General features: G+C 70.2%; 20 protein-coding genes and 1 riboswitch. Of the genes, 14 read left to right on the top strand and 6 right to left on the bottom strand.

Annotated elements, in window-relative coordinates; genetic code table 11:
- Positions 1 to 4 precede the first annotated feature (4 nt).
- Entirely contained in the window at positions 5 to 1,471 is a 1,467-nt protein-coding gene (locus ACYSM9_RS11865; protein ID WP_461857162.1) for an RNB domain-containing ribonuclease, read from the bottom strand.
- Positions 1,472 to 1,510: 39 nt separating this feature from the next.
- Positions 1,511 to 2,194: a thiamine phosphate synthase gene (gene thiE / locus ACYSM9_RS11860; protein WP_461857161.1), complete on the bottom strand. Its 684-nt coding sequence runs from the start codon at positions 2,192 to 2,194 to the stop codon at positions 1,511 to 1,513.
- A gap of 27 nt (positions 2,195 to 2,221) precedes the next feature.
- Positions 2,222 to 2,340: riboswitch (TPP riboswitch) on the top strand.
- On the opposite strand from thiE, the gene thiO reads away from it, so the two are divergent.
- The 3 genes from thiO (at position 2,333) to ACYSM9_RS11845 (ending at position 4,663) form a co-directional block, all read left to right on the top strand.
- A complete protein-coding gene (thiO, locus tag ACYSM9_RS11855; protein ID WP_461857160.1) occupies positions 2,333 to 3,610 on the top strand; it encodes a glycine oxidase ThiO in 1,278 nt (425 codons plus the stop codon). (Overlaps the previous riboswitch by 8 nt.)
- The gene (thiS, locus tag ACYSM9_RS11850) at positions 3,607 to 3,843 is read left to right on the top strand and encodes a sulfur carrier protein ThiS (RefSeq protein ID WP_461857159.1); all 237 of its coding nucleotides are present in this window, start codon (positions 3,607 to 3,609) and stop codon (positions 3,841 to 3,843) included. Before thiO ends, thiS begins: the two co-directional genes overlap by 4 nt.
- Before the next feature lie 4 nt (positions 3,844 to 3,847).
- Positions 3,848 to 4,663 (top strand): thiazole synthase, encoded by an 816-nt coding sequence (locus tag ACYSM9_RS11845; protein WP_461857158.1) that lies wholly within the window; start codon positions 3,848 to 3,850, stop codon positions 4,661 to 4,663.
- A 73-nt stretch (positions 4,664 to 4,736) separates the two neighbouring features.
- Here the strand turns inward: ACYSM9_RS11845 and ACYSM9_RS11840 are convergent, their stop codons facing one another.
- Genes ACYSM9_RS11840 through ACYSM9_RS11830 form a run of 3 tightly spaced genes read right to left on the bottom strand, consistent with a single transcriptional unit; the run spans position 4,737 to position 6,011 of the window.
- Positions 4,737 to 5,039, bottom strand: coding sequence for a hypothetical protein (locus ACYSM9_RS11840; protein ID WP_461857157.1), 303 nt, complete (start codon positions 5,037 to 5,039; stop codon positions 4,737 to 4,739).
- A gap of 34 nt (positions 5,040 to 5,073) precedes the next feature.
- Positions 5,074 to 5,298: a DUF3107 domain-containing protein gene (locus ACYSM9_RS11835; protein ID WP_461857156.1), complete on the bottom strand. Its 225-nt coding sequence runs from the start codon at positions 5,296 to 5,298 to the stop codon at positions 5,074 to 5,076.
- A gap of 47 nt (positions 5,299 to 5,345) precedes the next feature.
- Complete coding sequence (locus ACYSM9_RS11830) at positions 5,346 to 6,011, bottom strand: TetR/AcrR family transcriptional regulator (RefSeq protein ID WP_461857155.1); 666 nt, start codon at positions 6,009 to 6,011, stop codon at positions 5,346 to 5,348.
- Positions 6,012 to 6,095: 84 nt separating this feature from the next.
- Between ACYSM9_RS11830 and moeB the strand changes: the two genes are divergently transcribed.
- Entirely contained in the window at positions 6,096 to 7,295 is a 1,200-nt protein-coding gene (moeB, locus tag ACYSM9_RS11825) for a molybdopterin-synthase adenylyltransferase MoeB (protein WP_461857154.1), read from the top strand.
- Positions 7,296 to 7,369: 74 nt separating this feature from the next.
- Here moeB and ACYSM9_RS11820 read toward each other — a convergent pair whose 3' ends face one another.
- Positions 7,370 to 8,707 carry a glutamyl-tRNA reductase gene (locus tag ACYSM9_RS11820; protein WP_461857153.1) on the bottom strand — a complete coding sequence of 446 codons (1,338 nt, stop codon included), beginning with the start codon at positions 8,705 to 8,707 and terminating at the stop codon, positions 7,370 to 7,372.
- Between the two features lie 159 nt (positions 8,708 to 8,866).
- On the opposite strand from ACYSM9_RS11820, the gene hemE reads away from it, so the two are divergent.
- The 10 genes from hemE to hemL all read left to right on the top strand — a co-directional run bounded on the left by hemE (position 8,867) and on the right by hemL (position 19,792).
- Entirely contained in the window at positions 8,867 to 9,961 is a 1,095-nt protein-coding gene (gene hemE / locus ACYSM9_RS11815) for a uroporphyrinogen decarboxylase (protein WP_461857152.1), read from the top strand.
- A 4-nt stretch (positions 9,962 to 9,965) separates the two neighbouring features.
- Complete coding sequence (gene hemG, locus ACYSM9_RS11810) at positions 9,966 to 11,420, top strand: protoporphyrinogen oxidase (protein WP_461857151.1); 1,455 nt, start codon at positions 9,966 to 9,968, stop codon at positions 11,418 to 11,420.
- Between the two features lie 106 nt (positions 11,421 to 11,526).
- Positions 11,527 to 12,372 (top strand): hypothetical protein, encoded by an 846-nt coding sequence (locus ACYSM9_RS11805; RefSeq protein WP_461857150.1) that lies wholly within the window; start codon positions 11,527 to 11,529, stop codon positions 12,370 to 12,372.
- A 115-nt stretch (positions 12,373 to 12,487) separates the two neighbouring features.
- A complete protein-coding gene (hemQ, locus tag ACYSM9_RS11800; protein ID WP_461857149.1) occupies positions 12,488 to 13,189 on the top strand; it encodes a hydrogen peroxide-dependent heme synthase in 702 nt (233 codons plus the stop codon).
- A complete protein-coding gene (locus ACYSM9_RS11795) occupies positions 13,186 to 14,448 on the top strand; it encodes a ferrochelatase (RefSeq protein WP_461857148.1) in 1,263 nt (420 codons plus the stop codon). The genes hemQ and ACYSM9_RS11795 overlap by 4 nt, the downstream gene beginning before the upstream one ends.
- Entirely contained in the window at positions 14,445 to 15,443 is a 999-nt protein-coding gene (gene hemC, locus ACYSM9_RS11790; RefSeq protein ID WP_461857147.1) for a hydroxymethylbilane synthase, read from the top strand. Before ACYSM9_RS11795 ends, hemC begins: the two co-directional genes overlap by 4 nt.
- A 7-nt stretch (positions 15,444 to 15,450) precedes the next feature.
- Entirely contained in the window at positions 15,451 to 16,317 is an 867-nt protein-coding gene (locus ACYSM9_RS11785; protein ID WP_461857146.1) for a uroporphyrinogen-III synthase, read from the top strand.
- A gap of 55 nt (positions 16,318 to 16,372) precedes the next feature.
- The gene (gene hemB, locus ACYSM9_RS11780; RefSeq protein WP_461857145.1) at positions 16,373 to 17,356 is read left to right on the top strand and encodes a porphobilinogen synthase; all 984 of its coding nucleotides are present in this window, start codon (positions 16,373 to 16,375) and stop codon (positions 17,354 to 17,356) included.
- Entirely contained in the window at positions 17,353 to 18,426 is a 1,074-nt protein-coding gene (locus ACYSM9_RS11775) for an LLM class flavin-dependent oxidoreductase (protein WP_461857144.1), read from the top strand. The genes hemB and ACYSM9_RS11775 overlap by 4 nt, the downstream gene beginning before the upstream one ends.
- Before the next feature lie 34 nt (positions 18,427 to 18,460).
- The gene (gene hemL, locus ACYSM9_RS11770; protein WP_461857143.1) at positions 18,461 to 19,792 is read left to right on the top strand and encodes a glutamate-1-semialdehyde 2,1-aminomutase; all 1,332 of its coding nucleotides are present in this window, start codon (positions 18,461 to 18,463) and stop codon (positions 19,790 to 19,792) included.
- Positions 19,793 to 19,850 lie beyond the last annotated feature (58 nt).

The raw sequence follows: 19,850 nt of genomic DNA, 5'->3' as shown, positions 1-19,850 counted from the left end.
GACCCTAGGGAACGAGTTCGAAATGGACCTGCCGGGCAGCGATGTCCGAGGCAAGCAGCCGGACCCTGACCTTGGTGCCGGATTCGAGTTCACCCGCGCAACGGGCGGTCACTGCGGGCTCGGCCACCTGGATGATGCCCGAGTTGCCGTTCCCGTTCTTGCCGTTGCCGTTTCCGTTCTGCGGCTTGGAACCGGAGATCACGATCGCGTCGAACTCCTGCCCGATGTGGTTCACCAGGAGCGCAGCCTCCACCGTGTCCAGGGCCATGCGCTCCATCCGGGACGCCAGCTGGTCCGACCCGGCCATGATCCCCGGCAGCAGCGGAAGGGCTTCGCGGGCCCAGGAGGGCACGTCCCCGCCGTTACTCAACGCCTCGCAGATCACCAGCACGAAGCGGTCCACCAGGCGGCGCAGGGGAGCGGTGGTGTGGGCGTACGCGGCACCGATGGCTGACTGGACGGCGTCTTCGGGCACGTCCCCGTCAAAGGCCGTGTAGGAGGCGCCCCGGAACAGCATGCCGGCCGAATGCATGATGGCCAGCTGGCGCGGGTCCCTGGGGTCCAGGGACCGCAGATATTCGCCGTAGCTCATTTCCCCGTCCCACGGCCTGCCCAGCACCTCGGTCTGCAGCCGGAAATGCCGCAGGGAGCGTTCGTCCGGCGCGGGCATGGTGCGCAGGATGCCCACCTTGCCGGCGAGCATCATCTGCGCGGCCGCCATGCCCGTCATCAGCGAAATCTGCGCATTCCAGTCCTCGATGGGAAGCTGCGGGACGGCGTCGATCCGGAAGCCGCCGTCGGGCAGCTGGACAATCTCCTGCTCCGGCATGTTCAGGCTGGCGCCGTTGCGTGCCCGCTCCAGCTGCACCCGCTTCAGGCCCACCTCGCGGAGCAACTCCAGCACGGGGTGGGCGCTGCCGGCGTCCAGGGCCGCCTGGGCACCCTTGTAACTGAGCTTGTCACGGCTGCGGACCCGGGCACGCCGGACGCCGACCGAGGAAACTTCGGCGTCGCCGTCGAGCACGAAATGCCACACGAAAGCAGAGCAGTCCTGGCCCGGCAGCAGGCTGCCGGCGCCCTCACTGATGACCTCCGGATGGAGCGGGATGCGGCCGTCCGGCGCGTAGAAGGTCTGGCCGCGGCGCCGCGTCTCGGCATCCAGCGGACCTCCCGGGGCCACAAAGGCCGGCACGTCGGCTATCGCGTACAACACGCGGTAGCCCGCGCCCTCCTGCTCGATGAAGACCGCCTGGTCCAAGTCCGTGGAGGAGGCGGGGTCGATGGTGACGAACCCTACGCCGGTCAGGTCGTAGGCCGGCAGCTCGAGCGAGGCGACGGCCGCTTCGGCGTCCTCTACGGCTTCCGCGGGGTAGGGGCCGGGCAGCTCCAGTTCCGTCCGCAGCGCACCCAACGCCGCCTCAAGGGCATTCTTGTGGTCGTGGACGTTGGGGGCCAGCCGATGGTGTGACACAAAACTCAGCGTATCCCCAAGTGCGCCGATAGCGCAGGCTCAGGACCCGGCGGCGTCCAACGCGTCGAGCAGGGAGGAGGCGGCCGCGGCGGGATCTGCGGCCTCCGTGATGGCGCGCACCACCACGATCCTGCGCGCACCCGCTTCAGCCACCTCGTGCACGTTGCCGTGGTCGACGCCGCCGATGGCAAACCAGGGCACGGCGTCCCCGGCCTGCCGGGATGCTTCGGCCGCGTACTTCACGAGTTCAGGGCCGACGGCGGTCCTGCCGGGTTTGGTGGGCGTGGCCCAGACGGGGCCTACGCAGAAGTAATCCAGGCCGGAGGGACCCGCTGCGGCGTCGAGCGCGGCGTCCACCTGGGCGGGGGTGTGGCTGGAGAGGCCGATGGCCGCATTGCCGTTGACCAGGGTGCGCGCCGCCGCCAGCGGCAGGTCCTTTTGGCCGATGTGGAACACCGGAGCCCCGGACAAGACCGCGATGTCCGCCCGGTCGTTGACGGCCCACAGCCGGCCATGGCGCACCGCTGCCTCCTTCAGCACCGCCAGGAGGTCCAGTTCCTCCGCCGCCTCGATGCCCTTGTCGCGCAGCTGGATGATGTCAACGCCGCCCGCGAAGGCGGCATCGACGAATTCCGCGAAGTCGCCGCGGTCCCGGCGCGCGTCCGTGCAGAGGTACAGGCGGGCGGCGTCCAGGGCGGGAATTAATGAGGGGGACTGATTCATGCCTGCAAGCCTAGTTCCTCTAAACTGGGCAGGTACTGCGGGAGCCCGCGGCAGCTGTCACAAAGCGCCGGGCTGAGAGGGCGTCAGAGCCGACCGCTTGACCTGATCCGGTTAATGCCGGCGTAGGGAAGGAAACATGTGAGCAGCCCCCTCAACATTTCGCCCGGGCCCGCGGATCCCCCCATCCAGGCCGACGTCGCCGTCATCGGCGGGGGAGTGGTGGGGCACGGCATCGCCTGGGAGGTACAGCGTTCCGGACGTTCGGTCGTGCTGGTCGATGACGCCCCGGGAACCGGTGCCAGCTGGGCCGCGGCAGGCATGCTGGCCCCGGTCAGCGAACTGCATTACCAGGAGGAAGACCTCCTGGAACTCATGCTCGAATCGTCATCGCTGTGGCCCGGCTTTGCCGCCGGCGTCGCCGCGGCTTCGGGTTCCGATTCCGGATACCAGACGACGCCGACCCTCGCCGTGGGTGCCGACGCCGCCGACCGCGCGGCCTTCATGGACCTCCGCGCCGTGCAGCAGGCCAACGGGCTGGCGGTGGAGCCCCTCACGGTCCGGGAGGCCCGCCGCCGCGAGCCCCTGCTGAGCCCCGGGATCGCCTGCGCGCTGGACACCCCCGCCGACCACCAGGTGGATCCGCGGCGGCTGGTCGCGTCCCTGCGCCGGGCGCTCGCCGCCGCTGCCCTGGCAACACCGGACGTGGCCGCGGCCGGGGCCGTGGACGGGTTTGCCGTGCCGGACCGGGCAACCGGGCTCCGGTGGGAAGGCGGTGCCGTCGCCGGAGTCCACCTCGCCGGGGGTGGCAGCATCCGGGCGGCGGAAACCGTGGTGGCCAACGGGCTGCAGGCAGGGGCACTGGAGAGCCTGCCCGCGGGGCTTGAGCTGCCCCTGCGTCCCGTGCACGGCGACATCCTCCGCCTTGCCGTGCCGCGGCACCTCCGGCCGCTGGTGACCGCCACCGTCCGGGGGCTGGTCCACGGAATTCCGGTGTACATCGTCCCCCGCCAGGACGGAACCGTGGTCATCGGTGCCACCCAGCGGGAGGACGCGCTCTCCGGCGGCCTAAGCGCCGGCGGCGTCTACCAGCTTCTGCGGGACGCCCAGGCCCTGGTGCCGGCCGTCGCCGAACTGGAGCTGCTGGAATGCACCGCCCGCGCGCGTCCCGGCACCCCCGACAACGCCCCGCTGCTGGGCCGGGTTCCGCAGCCCGCCGGCGCCGGCCCGGGCCATGTTCCGGGCCTTGTCATCGCCACCGGATTCTTCCGCCACGGCGTCCTGCTCACCCCCGCGGCGGCAGCCATCTGCAGGGACCTGATGGACGGCACGGCCGATCCCCGCTGGGAGCCCTTCGTCCCGGACCGGTTCTCCCGGCCCCTGACAGCCGCCGGCACGCACACCAAGGAGACTGCATGAACATCACCCTCAACGGAAACCCCCACACGGTGGCTGATGGCGCGTCCATCACCATGCTCGTCAGCCAGGTCACCGGCCGCCCACTCGCCGCCAACGGCCAGGCGACGGACGGCAGGAAGCTCGGCGTCGCCGTCGCGCACAACGCCCAGGTGGTGCCGCGCAGCCAATGGTTCGCCACGGCGCTCGCCGACGGTGACGAGATCGAACTAGTCACGGCAGTACAGGGAGGCTGACACCATGACCGAAACCAGCACCATCAATCCCGCCGGCCAGGCCGGCAACGGCGACGCCCTGGTGATCGACGGCGTCGAACTGGGATCCCGGCTGATCATGGGCACCGGTGGCGCGCCCAGCCTGGACGGCCTCGGCGCCGCCCTCCTGGCATCCGGCACGGCGCTGACCACGGTGGCGATGCGGCGCTACTCCACCGCCGAGACCGGCACGCTGTTCCAGCTGCTGGTGGACCACGGCATCCGGGTGCTGCCCAATACCGCCGGCTGCTTCACGGCCCGGGACGCGGTCCTCACGGCGGAACTGGCCAGGGAGGCCCTGGAGACCGACTGGGTGAAGCTGGAGGTCATCGCCGACGAACAGACCCTCCTGCCGGACGCCGTGGAACTCGTGGAAGCCACGGAGCAGCTCGTAAACCGCGGCTTCAAGGTCTTCGCCTACACCAACGACGATCCCGTACTGGCGCTGCGGCTGGAAAACCTGGGCGCCACCGCGGTGATGCCGCTGGGCGCCCCGATCGGCACCGGCCTGGGCATCCTCAACCCGCACAACATCGAGCTCATCGTTTCCAGAGCCTCCGTTCCGGTGGTCCTGGACGCCGGGATCGGCACCGCCTCCGATGCGGCCCTGGCCATGGAGCTGGGCTGCGACGCCGTGCTGCTGGCCACCGCCGTGACGCGGGCGCAGAATCCGGCGTTGATGGGGGAAGCGTTTAAGCACGCGGTGATCGCCGGCCGGATGGCGAAAGCGGCCGGCCGCATTCCGCGCCGCGAGCACGCTTTGGCATCGTCTGCGATGGAAGGCAGGGCCGAGTTCCTGTAAACCGGCGCCCTTAAAAGGCTGTGGCCACCACCCGTGCGGGTGGTGGCCACAGCCTTTTACGCAGCCTCGGCCGTCAGCGCCGGAGGATCGCAGTCAGCTGCTCCATGTCGCGGCGCGCCCGCGTGCGGCCCAGGTAGGCGACGGCACCGATGGAAGCGGCGGTGCCGAGCACTATGGGCAGCGCCCACGGGAGCCAGGTCAGCCCCGGCAGGTACCCAAAGCCGGCGGCCATGAGAATGATCCACGTCAACGCCGCAACACCCGCGGCGACGCCCGCAGCAAGGCCGGCGCCGTATTTGGCGTGCCGTTTATCATTGGCCCAGACAATGAACCCCGCGGCCACGGTTGCCAGGACCACGATGGTCAGCGAAAGCATGGGATCTCCTCGATGGGATGTGCCGAAAACCTGCCTAGAACTGGCCGAAGCCTACCCGGCGGACCTCTTCAGCGCCGATCTCCACGTAGGCCAGGGCGCTTCCCGGAACAATGATCAGGCGTCCTTTGTCGTCCTTCAGCCGCAGTTCGTTTCCTTCGCTGATTGCCTCGCCGACAACCTTGGCTACCGTCTCCGCATCCTGCGCCGATTCCAGCACGATTTCGCGGCCCACGTTCTGAACGCCGATCTTAATTTCCAAAGGGGGCCTCCCAGCCAGTCAAATTCGGTTGATGTCTTATTTGTAGTCTAGGACTCTTTAGGGAAGCGAGAGATTCCGCGCCAAGCTAAACGGTAGATGAGGTCGCTGGCCACATCGAGGTCCAGGTTGCCGTCGGTTTCAAGCCAGTACCGGGCGCTGACCTGCGCCATCCCGGCCAGGCCGCGGCCCAGGAGCTCCGCTTCGATCCGGGGAAGCTTCGTGTCCTCGGCGATGACGCGGGCGATGGCTTCGGCGAAGGTCCGGTTGAACGTTTCCAGGCGGGCGCTGACGTCTGGATCGTTGATCAGGTCGGATTCGAACACCAGGCGGTGTGCCTGGTCGTCGCTGGCGATGAAACGGAAATAGGCGCGCATGACGGCCTGGACGCGCTCATCATTGTCCGTGGTGGAGTTCAGTGCGCCCAACATCAGCTCGGTCAGGGATGCGAGGTGGCTTTCGAGCAGCGCAAGGTACAGCTCGCGCTTGGAAGGGAAGTGCTGGTACAGCACCGGCTTGCTGACGTGCGCGGTCTCCGCGATCTCGTCCATCGCGGCCCCATGGTAACCGTTGGCCACGAAGACCTCCTGGGCGGCGGACAGAAGCTGCGCCCGCCGTTCATCCCGGGGGAGCCGGGCGGACCGTTGGCCTGCGGGACGGGAGGGAGCTTGCGGTTCGGCTGCCGGCGGGCGCTCCGCCCGTGCTTCAGGGACCACAGTTTTCCTTCTTTCCATTGCAGTTACCTTTACTCTACTGCGGGGTAATATGACCCGGCGGTATCCCGGGGCATACATTGAAGTATGGCTTCGTCTCTCACCGCAAATGTTTCAACTCTGTCCCTGGATCCGTTGGTGGAACCCGCCGGGGAGCTCAGTCCCGAAGAGGTTGAACGGTATTCGCGGCACCTGATCATCCCCGAGATCGGTGCGCTCGGGCAGCGGCGGCTTAAGAACGCCAAAGTGCTGGTCATCGGTGCCGGCGGGCTGGGTTCGCCTGCGCTGTTGTACCTTGCCGCAGCCGGCGTGGGGACGCTGGGGATCATCGACGACGACGCCGTTGACCTGAGCAACCTCCAGCGCCAGGTCATCCATGGCGTCAGCGACGTCGGCCGGCCCAAAATCGAATCCGCCCGCGACGCGATCGCCGCGCTGAACCCGCTGGTGGACGTCCGGCTGCACAACGTCCGGCTGGACGCCTCCAACGCCCTGGACCTTTTCGCCGGCTACGACCTGGTCCTCGACGGCGCCGACAACTTCGCCACCAGGTACCTGGTGAACGACGCCGCGGCCATACTGGGCAAACCCTACGTGTGGGGTTCCATCTTCCGGTTTGACGGGCAGGTCAGCGTCTTCTGGGAGAAGCACGGCCCCACCTACCGGGACCTCTACCCGGAAGCGCCACCGGCCGGCTCCGTGCCCTCGTGCGGCGAGGGCGGCGTGTTCGGCATGCTGTGCGCTGCGGTGGGTTCGCTCATGGTGACCGAAGCGGTGAAGCTGATCACCGGCGTCGGGCGTTCCCTGCTGGGCCGCGTGGCCCTGTTCGACGCGCTCGGCGGCAGCTGGCGGGAGATCCGAGTGTCCAAGGACCCCGCCGCGGAACCCATCACGGAACTGACCGATTACGAAGCGTTCTGCGGAATTGTCCCGGACGCCGGGGCGGACAAGGAGCACACGGTGACCGCCACGCAGCTCGCCACCATGCTGGCGTCCCGCAAGGCCGGCCTGAAGGACTTTGAACTGGTGGATGTCCGGGAGGCCGGCGAATACGACATTGTCCGGATTGACGGTGCAAAGCTCATCCCGCAGGGCCGGATCCTGGCCGGGGAGGCGTGGAATGAGCTCCCGCAGGACCGCGACATTGTGTTCCACTGCAAGGCCGGAACGCGGTCGGCCAACGTGCTGGCGGCGGCGCGGAAGGCCGGCTACGAGCGGGTCAGCCACCTCGACGGCGGCATCCTGGCGTGGGTGCGCGAGGTGGAGCCGCAGAAGCCCGTCTACTGACCGGGTGCTCCATCAGTTATGGCCCCTAAACCGGCGGTTTAGGGGCCATAACTGATGGAGCAAGTGTTGGGGAGTCAGGCGGTTTCGAGGCCTCGGTGGTCCACAGCGCTGTGGTCCACCGGGCACTCGGCCGCGGGTGCGGCCGGGGAGGCTGCGGGCTGCTCCACCGTGATGCCGTACAGCGCCTCGAGGGCGGCCACGTAGTCGTCCTGCTGGCCGTTGGCGGCGAGCTCGCGGGCGCGGACCGTGGGAACGTGCAGCAGCTGCTTGACCATCCGGCGGAGGGCGAACTCGACTTCCTCGGCGGCGGCGGTGCAGCCGTGCCGGGCACGCACCTTTTCCATCTCCGCGTCCAGCACGTTCATGGTGTGCCGGCGGAGGGCAACGATGGCGGAATCCATGGACCGGGCTTCGCGTTCCTGCTCGAAGGCCTTCGCCGCTCCCTTGACGATGCCGCTGGCCTGGGCGAGCGACTCCGCCTGTTCCTGGGGGGCCGCCAGGCGCACGGATTCCAGGGTGAGGAGTTCGACGCCGTCGAGCTCGCCCACCGCGGGGTCGAAGTCGTGGGTGAGGGCAAGGTCGATCGCGATCAGGGGCTGCGGGGAATCCGCGCGGACCTGGGCCAGTTCGTCGGCCTCCACCCGGGTGTCGGAACCGCTGCAGCCGATCATGACGTCGGCGGCGGCGACGGCGGGCCGCAGGGAATCGGTGTCCAGGGCCGTGCCGCCCCGGGTTGCCACGAAGCCTTCGGCCCGGCCGGAGGAGGAGAACACGGAGATGTCCGTGCAGCCACGTTCGCGCAGCAGTGCCATGGTGGCGCCTGCGTAGGCGCCGGTCCCGAAGACCACCACCTTCTTGGTGGTCCAGTCAGGATTCTCGGAAAGATCGGTGGCAAGATCCAGCGCCACCGAAACGATCGACAGGCCGCGGGAACCAAGGGCGGTCTGGGCGCCGACGTCCTTCGCGGTCTTGGAAGCCGCCTGGAACAGCCGGACCAGCCCGGCGCTGGCGGTGCCTTCATGCTGGGCGGTGATCAGGGCCCGCCGCACCTGGCCGGCGATTTCGCGTTCACCTACGACGGCGGAGTCCAGTCCCGCGCTCACGGCGAACAGGTGCTGGGTCACTTCGGGGCCGGTGCGCGTACTGAACGAACGCGAAACGAGGGGCTCGGCCAGGCCGCTGGCGTCGCTGATGCGGGCCACGAGGGCTGCACGGGCAGCTTCGACGTCGTCGGGGTTGCGGGCTTCCCCGTAGATTTCGTACCGGTTGCAGGTGGCAAGGACCACGGCGCCCGCTACTGCCGGGGACTCGGTGAGCGCGGATGCGGCAATGCCGGAGGAACCGTTGCTCAACTGAGCGACGGTTTCAAGGTCGATGTCGGCGTGTGTAGCCACCAATGAGAAAAGAACCACAGCAGACCAATCATAGCTTTTTCGCACCTCGGTAGAACAACCCCCGGCTGCACAGGCGGCCCGTTAGGGGCTGTGATTCCTGCCACGGATGGCTTCGGCAGGCCCGGGCGGACAGGTTGTCGTTATCTTTTGCAGTTCTTTTTCGGCACAATCAAAAGCATGACTCCTAGCCCTGCCGTCTCCGCTGCCGGCACCCTCGCCGCCGACCACCCGCTGCTGGACGGCCGCACCGCGGACTCCCCGCTGATCACGGCCTACCGCGGGGGCAAGCCCTCCCGCCGTCCCGTCTGGTTCATGCGGCAGGCCGGGCGGTCCCTTCCGGAATACCTGAAGGTCCGTGAGGGGATCGCCATGCTGGACTCCTGCCTGCGGCCGGAACTGGCGTCCGAGATCACGCTGCAGCCCGTGCGCCGCCATGATGTCGACGCCGGCATCTTCTTCTCCGACATCGTCATTCCGCTGAAGCTGGCCGGCGTGGGTGTGGACATCGTCCCCGGCGTTGGTCCCGTCCTGGACAAGCCCGTGCGGACCGCGGCGGATGTCGCCGCCCTGCCCCGTCTGACGTGGGAGGCCCTGGAACCCATCCGCGAAGCGGTCCGCCTCACGGTGGCCGAGCTGGGCAGGACCCCGCTGATCGGTTTCGCCGGTGCGCCCTTCACGCTCGCTGCCTACATGGTTGAAGGCAAGCCGTCACGCGACCACCTCGGCCCGCGCACCATGATGCACGCGGACCCGCAGACCTGGGCCGCCCTGGCCAACTGGGCCGCGGATGCGTCCGGCATGTTCCTGCAGGCCCAGCTTGAGGCCGGTGCCTCCGCCGGCCAGCTCTTTGACTCCTGGGCGGGCTCGCTGGGACTGGCCGACTACACCAAATATGTCGCGCCGGCGTCGACCCGCGCCCTGGACCACGTCCGGCACCTCGGCGCCCCGTTGATCCACTTCGGCACCGGAACCTCCGAACTGCTCGTTGCCATGCGTGACGTCGGCGTGGATGTCGTCGGCGTCGACTACCGGCTGCCGCTGGATGAGGCCAACCGCCGCCTGGGCGGGACCGTTCCGCTGCAGGGCAACATCGACCCCGCACTGCTGGCCGCGCCGTGGGACATTTTGGAGGCCCACGTCCGCGACGTGATCGCCGCCGGTTCCGGAGCCCCGGGCCATGTGCTGAACCTGGGGCACGGCGTGCCGCCGGAAACGGACCCCGCCGTGCTCACCCGCGTGGTGGAACTGATCCACTCGATCGCGCCGGAATAGTCCCATGGGCACGTCTGCGGCCACGCCCGGCCCCGCAATCGTTGTCGGCGGCGGGATCTCCGGGCTGCTGTCGGCCCGGGAACTGGCCGCGTCCGGCCACCCGGTCACGGTGCTTGACGCGGCCACGGAGTGGGGCGGGTGCGTGGGGAGCCACGAGGTGGCCGGCCTGACCCTGGACAGCGGTGCCGAATCCTTCGCCACCCGCTCCGACGCCGTCTCCGGCCTCGCCGCCGAACTGGGCCTTGCCGACAGGATCGTCGCTCCGCGCCCGGGCGGTGCCTGGGTCCAGCTGCCCGGCGGCCCCCGCGAACTGCCCAAGACCGGAGTCCTGGGCATCCCCGCGAACCCCTGGGACCCTGAGGTCCGCCGGTCGCTCGGCGTGCTCGGTGCCCTGCGCGCCTCGATGGACCGGATCCTGCCCGCCTCCGTGGGGGCAGGCGACGGCGTCACCAGCGTCTCCGCCCTGGTCAGGGCGCGGATGGGCGCCCGCGTGCTGGAACGGCTCGTTTCCCCTGTTGTCGGCGGCGTCCATTCCGCAGACCCCGGCCTGCTCGACGTCGACATGGTGGCACCGGGCCTGCGCGCCGGTTTGAAGGAACATGGCTCCCTCGCCGGTGCCGTGTCGGCCCAACGCCGCCGCTCCGCCGCGGTCCCGGGGGCAGCACCCCAGGCAGGACAGCCCGCGAAGGCGGGCTCCGCCGTCGCAGGCCTTTCCGGCGGCATGCACACCCTGGTGGCCGCCCTGGTGGCCGACCTCCGCGGCCGGGGCGTCACGCTGCTGCCCGGCACTCCCGCCACGTCCGCCGCGCGCACCCCGTCAGGCTGGCGGGTCACCGCCCCCGGGAAGACGTTCGACGCCGGCCTGCTGGTGGTCGCCGTCGACGGCCCGGCCGCCGTCGGGCTGCTGGAGGGTGCGGTCCCCGCCATCGCCGGGAAGAAGCCCTCACCCGGGCCGGACGTGAAGCTGGTGACCCTGGTGCTGGACAAGCCGGAGCTTGACCGGCGGCCGCGGGGTACGGGAATCCTGGTGGCACCGCAGACGCCCGGCATCGAAGCGAAGGCGCTGACGCACGCCACTGGCAAATGGGACTGGCTGGCAGCCGCCGCGGGGCCGGGACGGCATGTGGTGCGGCTCTCCTACGGCAGGGTTGACGGTGCCGCGGCCCGGACCGGTGGACCGGAAACAGACGACGAGCTGCTGGCGGCCGCCATGCGGGACGCCGCCACGCTCCTGGACGTCCGCCTCAGCGGCGGGGACGTGCTGGGCTGGGATGTGGTGCGGTGGCGCGGGTCGTTGCCTTTTGCCGCAGTCGGGCACCGTGCCCGGGTGGCTGACATCCGGCGGGCGTGCACCGCTGCCGGCAGCCTTGCCGTCGTCGGCGGCTGGGTGGCCGGGAACGGCCTGGCCGCCGTGGTGGCGGACACACGGGAACAAATCCGCGCCCTGCTGGCAGCCTGAACATCGCCGCAGGCCAGCCGCCCAAACCATGGTTGCGGGCAGCGCTGCGGGGCGCCTCGGGCGGGCTGGCCGGTTTCCAATCGGACCCGTGGACTGGATAGTGTCGATGACTATGGTTCAACACAGGTCCGAGCTTTCCATGTCCCGGACCGGTATCCATGGGGGGCTCCGACGCGGGACCGCAGCTGCGGCCGTCGGAGCGGTACTGGTTCTTTCCACCGGCGTCCCGGCGTCTTTCGCCGACGATCCTGGTTCTCCGCCCCGCGACCCTGCGGCGCAGGCTTCCGACCGGCCGCAGCCGGCCCCGCGGGCCACCCTGTCCGTGCCGGTGCCGCTGCTTCCGGCGGTCAAGGCCTCCCTCGCAGCGGGAACGACGGCGGGACAGACCACCGCAGCGGCGCCTGAGACGTCACTGGCCACCGCGCTGCCCCTCCCGGACCTTCCCCTGCCCACGCCGTCGGGCACTCCGCTGGCGCCCGCCGCCCCGACGGCCGCACCCGTGTCGTCGCCGGCGTCCGCCGGCCCGGCAGCCCCGGCCCCGCCCGCAGCGCCTGCCCCCACCACGGCGGGCCCCGGCGCCCCGGCGGCACCCGACGCGGCGGCCGCGCCGCCGGCCGCCGCGGCAGCGACCGTTCCAACAGCCGCCGGGACCGACCCGCAGGCGGGATCCGCGCCGACCGAAAGCACTGAGGCCGGCCCAACGGCCGCCCCCGGGGAAGCCTCCCCTGCGGTCCCGGGCACCACGGGCAGCGCCCTGCCGACGGCGTTCGCGCGCCAGCCGCATCCCGCCGGAACACCGCAGGCCGCCGGAGTGCCGGCGGATGCGCACAGCGCGGTATCGTCCATCGGCCCGCTGCCGGCACTGCCGGGCGCGATGGTCTGGCTGGGAGTTGGCCTGGTGGGTGTGGGAACGGCTGCGGGCCTGGTTTTCTTCCGCCTCCGCAGGCCCTGACAGAACGCCGTGCGCCGGCGGCGCGGTCCCGGCGCACGGTGACTTTAATCACTTCTACGCGTTGTAGAAGTTCTCGGTTTCGACTTGGGGGTAACGAAGGGGCAAACTTGTAACCATGAGCCACACTTCTGCCGAATCTGTCACTAAAACCGAAGAATCAGCCGAGCAGTTCTTTACCCTCTGGACGGTCTTCAAGCGGTCGCAGCCGGTGGTGCGCAGCGCCGACGCCGCCGCCGACTTCGAAGCGCTGCTGGCGCGGCTCGCCGAGGGCGGCGTGACCCACCGCGGCAGCTACGACGTTTCCGCCATGCGCGCCGACGCCGACGTCATGGTGTGGCTCCACGGACCCAAGCCCGAGGCCCTGCAGCAGGCCATCCGTGACATCCGCCGCAGCCCCCTCTTTGCCGGCACCGAAATCGTGTGGTCCGCCATGGGCGTCCACCGCGAGGCAGAGTTCGCCAAGAACCACACCCCCGCGTATTCCCGCGGCGTGGCACCGGCCGAATGGCTTTGTGTCTACCCCTTCGTCCGCTCCTACGAGTGGTACATCCTGCCCGAAGCGGAGCGCGGCAAGATGCTCCGCGACCACGGCCTGCTGGGCCGCGACTTCCCGCAGGTCATCTCCAACACCGTTTCGTCGTTCGCGCTGGGCGACTGGGAATGGATCCTTGGCCTCGAGGCTCCCGAACTCGTTGACCTGGTGGACCTGATGCGCCACCTGCGCGCCACAGAAGCCCGCAACCACGTCCGCGAGGAGATTCCCTTCTACACCGGCCGCCGGATCACCGCCGACGAGGTTGCCGAGGTCCTCGCATGAGCCCGCTCGATCCGCAGGCGCCGGCCATCAACCCCGTCACCGAGGCCGGCCGCATGGCACCGAAGGACTACGACGCCGTCCTGCTCGCCTCCTTCGGCGGCCCCGAGGGACAGGACGACGTCATCCCGTTCCTCCGCAACGTCACCCGCGGCCGCGGCATCCCGGACGAGCGGCTTGAGGAAGTCTCACACCACTACCGCGCCAACGGCGGCATCAGCCCCATCAACCAGCAGAACCGTGAGCTCAAGGCGGCGCTGGAAGGCGAGCTTGCAGCCCGCGGCATCGAGCTGCCGGTGCTGTGGGGCAACCGCAACTGGGCCCCCTACATCCCGCAGACCCTGCAGGATGCGTACGACGCCGGCCACCGCCGGGTGCTGATGCTCACCACCAGCGCCTACTCCTGCTACTCCAGCTGCCGCCAGTACCGCGAGGACATCGGCATGGCACTGACGGAAACCGGACTGGACGGCAAGCTCGAGGTGGACAAAGTCCGCCAGTACTTCGACCACCCCGGATTCGTGGAGCCGTTCGTCGAGGGAACGGCCGCCGGGCTCGCCGGCGTCCGTGCCAAGCTCGCCGAAGCCGGAACACCCGACGCCCCCGTTCACATCCTGTTCGCCACCCACTCCATCCCCACCCGGGATGCAGAGGCGGCCGGCCGGTCCGAGGGAGAGCCGCGCGAGTTCGATGAAGGCTCGGCCTACGTGGCGCAGCACCTCGCCAACGCGGCCGCAGTGATCGACCGGGTGGAGCAGGAATCCGGGCTGACCGCACCGTGGTCCCTGGTGTACCAGTCCCGCTCGGGCGCCCCGCACGTGCCGTGGCTGGAACCGGACATCAACGACGCCATCGAAGAACTCGCCGGCCAGGGCGTCAAGGGCATCGTCATCGTTCCCCTCGGCTTCGTCAGCGACCACATGGAAGTTGTCTGGGACCTGGACACCGAAGCCCTGGAAACCTGTGCCAAGCTCGGCCTGGCAGCCACGCGTGTGCCCACGCCCGGAACGCACCGCACGTTCGTGGCCGGGCTGGTGGACCTGATCTGCGAACGCACGGTGTCCAACAACATCAGCGACCGGCCCGCCGTCACGGACCTGGGCCCCTGGTACGACGTGTGCCGCCCCGGATGCTGTGCCAACTTCCGTGGCGAAAAGCCCACCATCGCGGGCGCCGACACCACCGTCGGAACCGGCCACGACCCGTACCCGGGCAACTCCGGGGACGCGGCGGGCACCACCGGGGACGCGGTCCAGCCGTGACCGTCCGGATCGGGACCCGCGCCAGCAAGCTGGCGCTGACCCAGACCCAGCAGACCGCCGACCAGCTGGCCGCCGTGGGTGGCTTCCCGGTTGAGCTGGTGCACATCAGGACCGACGGCGATGTCCTCACCGGATCGCTGTCGCAGATGGGCGGCACCGGCGTTTTCGTCGCCGCCCTGCGCGACGCACTGCTGCGTGACGAGTGCGACGTCGCCGTCCACTCCCTGAAAGACCTGCCCACGGGTGCCGCCGTTGGCCTTAGCCTGGCCGCGACGCCGCGCCGCGTGGATGTCCGCGACGTCCTCTGCGCGCGGGACGGCCTTAAGCTTGCCGACCTGCCCGCCGGCGCCAAAGTGGGAACGGGCTCCCCGCGGCGTGCAGCCCAGCTGCGCGCAGCCCGCGCGGACCTGGACATCGTGGACATCCGCGGCAACGTCGACACCCGCCTCGGCCGTGTTCCCGGGCTGCCCGGCAACGCCACGGACGACGTGGTGCCCGGCAAGTCGTGCGACCTGGACGCCGTGGTGCTGGCCGCCGCCGGCCTTGAGCGGATCGGCCGGCTGGATGCCGTGAGCGAATACCTGGAAACCGACGTGATGCTGCCGGCTGCCGGACAGGGGTCGCTGGCCATCGAGTGCCGCACTGCAGATGCGCCGCCCAGGCCGGGTTCCGGCGAGGGGTCCCGCGGCGTCCTCGCCCAGGCCCTGGCCGCATTGGATGACCCCGACACCCGCCTGGCCGTCACCGCGGAGCGGGCCCTGCTCGCACGGCTCGAAGCCGGCTGCGCCGCCCCCGTGGGTGCCTACGCCTACCGCAAAGGCAGCATGCTCCACCTCGAAGCCGTGGTGTGCGCCGTCGACGGTACCGCCACGGTCCGGGACAAGCGCGCCACGGACGGCCTGACGGACGTGGGCGCCACGCTCCTGGGCATCGAACTGGCCGAAGTGCTCCTGGCTGCCGGGGCCGCCGACATCGCGGACCTCCAGGCGTCCTGACCTGGCAATGGCAGAGCCTTCCAGCAGGTCCGGATCCGGCGCCCCGCTCAGCGGGGCCCGGATCCTGGTCACGCGCAGCCCGGAGCGTTCGGCCGCGCTGCTGGAGGCGCTGTCCGCGGCAGGCGCCGAACCGGTGCTGCTGCCGCTCATCGACTTTGAACGGGCCCCCGACCAGCACGCGCTGGACGTTGCCTGCGACGCCCTCGCAGCGGGCGCTTTCGACTGGCTGGTGGCCAGCAGCGCCACCACCATCCACGTCCTCGCCGGCAAGGCGAAGGAACGCGGCCTCGGCCTGGGCCAGCTCGTCCCCGCCGCCACGCGCGTCGCCGCCATTGGGCCGGCCACGCGGAAGTTGCTGGAGGCATCCGGGCTGGCGGTGGCGCTGGCCCCTGCCGGCGAACAGTCCGCCGCCGGGCTCCTCGCGGTCTGGCCCGGCGGGGGAAGGGTGCTCCTGCCCCAGGCCGACATCGCCGCCCCCGGCCTGGCCGAAGGCCTCTCGGCCGCCGGCAGCGCCGTGACCGCGGTGACGGCCTACCGGACCGTGGATTACCCGGCGGCAGCGGAGCGCAGGCTCGCCGTGCCCGTAGTGGCTGCCGACGACGCCCGGCAGCCGGCGTCGTACCCGCTCCTGACGCCGGACACGGCGGCGGCGGACGTCGCCTCGGGCCGGATCAACGCCGTCATCGCCGCCTCGCCAAGTGCAGTGCGCGGCATCTCCCGCCTCGCCCCGCTGACCGCCTGCAAGCTGGTGGCCATAGGGCGTTCGACGGCGGACCAGGCCACCGCGCTCGGCCTTCCGGTGGCCGCCGTCGCGGCTGAGCCCACCCCGGAAGGTCTGGTGGCCGCCGTCGCCAAGGCCCTGAACCCGCCCTGACGCCCCGCCGTCCTGAACCACCCACATCCCCCGAACCCCGCGAAGGACAGGACCCATGACTTTCCCCAGCCAACGCCCCCGCCGCCTGCGCACCACACCCGCCATGCGCCGGATGACCGCCGAAACCCGGCTGTCCCCGGCCGAACTGATCCTGCCGGCCTTCATCCGCGAGGGGCTCACCGAACCCAACCCGATCACGTCGATGCCCGGCGTGGTCCAGCACACCACGGACACCCTGAAGCGGGCCGCCGCCCAGGCCGTGGAACTGGGACTGGGCGGCATCATGCTCTTCGGCATCCCCGAAACCCGCGACGCCGAAGGCACCGCTTCGCTCGACCCGGACGGCGTCCTGAACAAAGCCATCCGCGACGTACGGGCGGAGGTGGGGGACGACCTGGTGGTGATGAGCGACGTCTGCCTCGACGAATTCACCGACCACGGCCACTGCGGCGTGCTCGACGCCGACGGCTACGTGGACAACGACCGCACGGTGGAAATCTACGCCCGGATGGCCGTTGCACAGGCCGACGCCGGCGCCCACATGCTGGGTCCCTCCGGGATGATGGACGGCCAGATCGCCGCCGTCAGGTCCGCGCTGGACCAGGCCGGCCACGTCAACACCTCCATCATCGCCTATGCCGCGAAGTACGCGTCAGCGTTCTACGGCCCGTTCCGTGAAGCGGTGGATTCACAGCTCAAGGGTGACCGGCGGACCTACCAAATGGACGCCGGCAACCGCACTGAAGCACTGCGCGAGGTGGAACTCGACCTGGCGGAGGGCGCCGACATCGTCATGGTCAAGCCAGCCATGAGCTACCTGGACATCGTCGCCGACGTCGCCGCCATGAGCCCCGTGCCCGTGTCCGCGTACCAGATCTCCGGCGAGTACGCGATGATCGAGGCCGCGGCCGCCAACGGCTGGATCGACCGGCGCGCCGCCATCACCGAATCGGTCCTGGGCATCCGCCGGGCGGGCGCCCACACCGTGTTGACCTACTGGGCCGCCGAGCTTGCCGGCTGGCTGAAGGAAGCCCGGTGACCACCGTGCCGGCGTCCCCCACCGCCCCGGTGGGGGACGGGCGCATCCTGCTCGGCCTCAACACCTTCGGCGACGTCGGCGAACACGCGGACGGAAGTCCGCAGGAGGCCGCCGAAGTCCTGCGCCAGCTGCTGGAACAGGCCCAACTGGCCGACGCCGTCGGACTCCACGCCTTTGGCGTGGGGGAGCACCACCGCAAGGACTACGCCGTGTCCGCGCCGGAGGTTTTCCTGGCCGCCGCCGCGGCGCGCACCACCCGGATCCGGCTGGGCTCGGCAGTCACGGTCCTCAGCTCGGACGATCCCATCAGGGTGTTCCAGCGCTTCTCCACCGTGGACGCCCTGTCCAACGGCCGGGCGGAAGTCATGCTCGGCCGCGGATCGTTCATCGAATCCTTCCCCCTGTTCGGCCTGGACCTCGCCGACTACGAGGTCCTCTTCGAAGAGAAGCTGGAACTGTTCGACAGGGTGCGGGCGCAAAAGCCGGTGCACTGGGAGGGCCGCACCCGCCCCGCCCTGCACGGCTTGAGTGTCTACCCGCCGCTGGAACACCACCTGCTGCCCACCTGGATCGGGGTGGGCGGAACCCCGGAATCGGTGCTGCGGTGCGCCCAGTACGGCTATCCCATCATCTTCGCCATCATCGGCGGCCAACCGCGCGGGTTCCGCCCGCTGGCCGACCTTTACCGGGAAGCGATGGCCAAGTACGGCCACCCCATGCAGCAGGTCGCCACCCACTCGCCGGGCCACGTCGCCGAAACCGACGAACAGGCCCGGGAGGAACTGTTCCCGCATTGGCTGAAGCTGCGGAACAAGCTCGGGGCCGAGCGCGGGTGGGGCCCGGCGGGGCGGGGCGAATTCGATGCCTTGTGCGCCCCGGAAGGCGCCCTGTACGTCGGATCCCCGGAGACGGTGGCGCAAAAGATCGTCCGGCTGAAGCGGGACCTCGGCGTGGACCGCTTCGACCTCAAATACAGCAACGGGCCGCTGCCACACTCCGCCATGATGCGCTCGATTGAACTGATGGGCACCGCCGTGGCCCCGCGCGTGGCGGAACTGCTGGCCGGCTAACCCTGCTGTCCGGCTACCTGAGAGAATAGGAACCATGACTTCCAGTAATCCTCGCAACGAGGCACTCTTCGACCGCGCCCGCCAGCTGATGCCGGGCGGGGTCAACTCGCCGGTACGCGCCTTCGGGTCCGTCGGCGGAACGCCGCGCTTCATGGTCTCGGCAAAAGGCCCCTACCTGACGGATGCCGACGGCAAGGAATACGTGGACCTCGTCTGCTCGTGGGGGCCGGCCCTGCTGGGACACGCCCACCCGGCCGTTCTCGACGCCGTGCACGCCGCCGTTGACCGTGGCCTGTCCTTCGGCGCCTCCACCCCGGACGAGGCCAACCTGGCCGCCATCGTCCAGGAACGCGTCCCCGCCGTCGAACGCCTGCGGATGGTTTCCACCGGCACCGAGGCCACCATGACCGCCGTCCGGCTGGCCCGCGGCTTCACCGGCCGCAACCTCATCATCAAGTTCGCCGGCTGCTACCACGGCCACCTCGACGGGCTCCTGGCCGCCGCCGGCTCGGGCGTGGCCACCCTCGCACTGCCCGGGTCCGCCGGCGTCACCGAGGCCACCGCCGCTGAAACCCTGGTGCTGCCGTACAACGATTTGCAGGCCGTCAAGGAGGCCTTCGCCTCGCACGGACCCAACATCGCTGCCGTCATCACCGAGGCCGCTCCCGCCAACATGGGCGTTGTCACTCCGGCCGAGGGCTTCAACGCCGGCCTCTCCCGCATCACCCGTGAGCACGGCGCCCTGCTCATCGTCGACGAAGTCCTCACCGGGTTCCGTACCGGCTACTCAGGCTACTGGGGCCTCACCGGCGGCGCGCCGGACGCCGAAGATCCCTGGACCCCGGACCTGCTCACCTTCGGGAAGGTCATCGGCGGCGGCATGCCGACGGCGGCCCTGGGCGGGCGTGCCGACGTCATGGACCACCTCGCGCCCACCGGGCCGGTGTACCAGGCCGGCACCCTGTCCGGGAACCCGGTGGCGATGGCGGCCGGCGTCGCCACGCTGACCCACGCCACCCGCGACGTCTACTCGTTCATCGACGTCCGGTCGCTGGAGCTGTCCTCCGCCGTCTCCACCGCGCTGGATGCAGCAGGTGTGGACCACTCCATCCAGTTCGCCGGGAACCTCTTCTCGGTGGCGTTCGGCACCTCGGCGCACGGCGTCCACAACTACGCCGACGCCCAGGCCCAGGAGGCGTTCCGGTACGCACCGTTCTTCCACTCGATGCTGGAGTCGGGCGTGTACCTGCCGCCGTCCGTCTTCGAGGCCTGGTTCCTCTCCGCCGCGCACGACGACGATGCCATGAACCGCATCTACGACGCCCTGCCCGCCGCCGCCAAGGCTGCCGCTGCCGCCCAGGGCTAGCGCCGCCGTCGTTCTCCCTCCGCGAGATGGCACCCAAGGGCGATGTTGCCGCGCCGCA

The sequence above is a fragment of the Arthrobacter sp. C152 genome (assembly GCF_054890965.1).
Note: the sequence above shows the minus strand (reverse complement) of the source record. Positions and strands in the feature narration are given on the sequence as shown.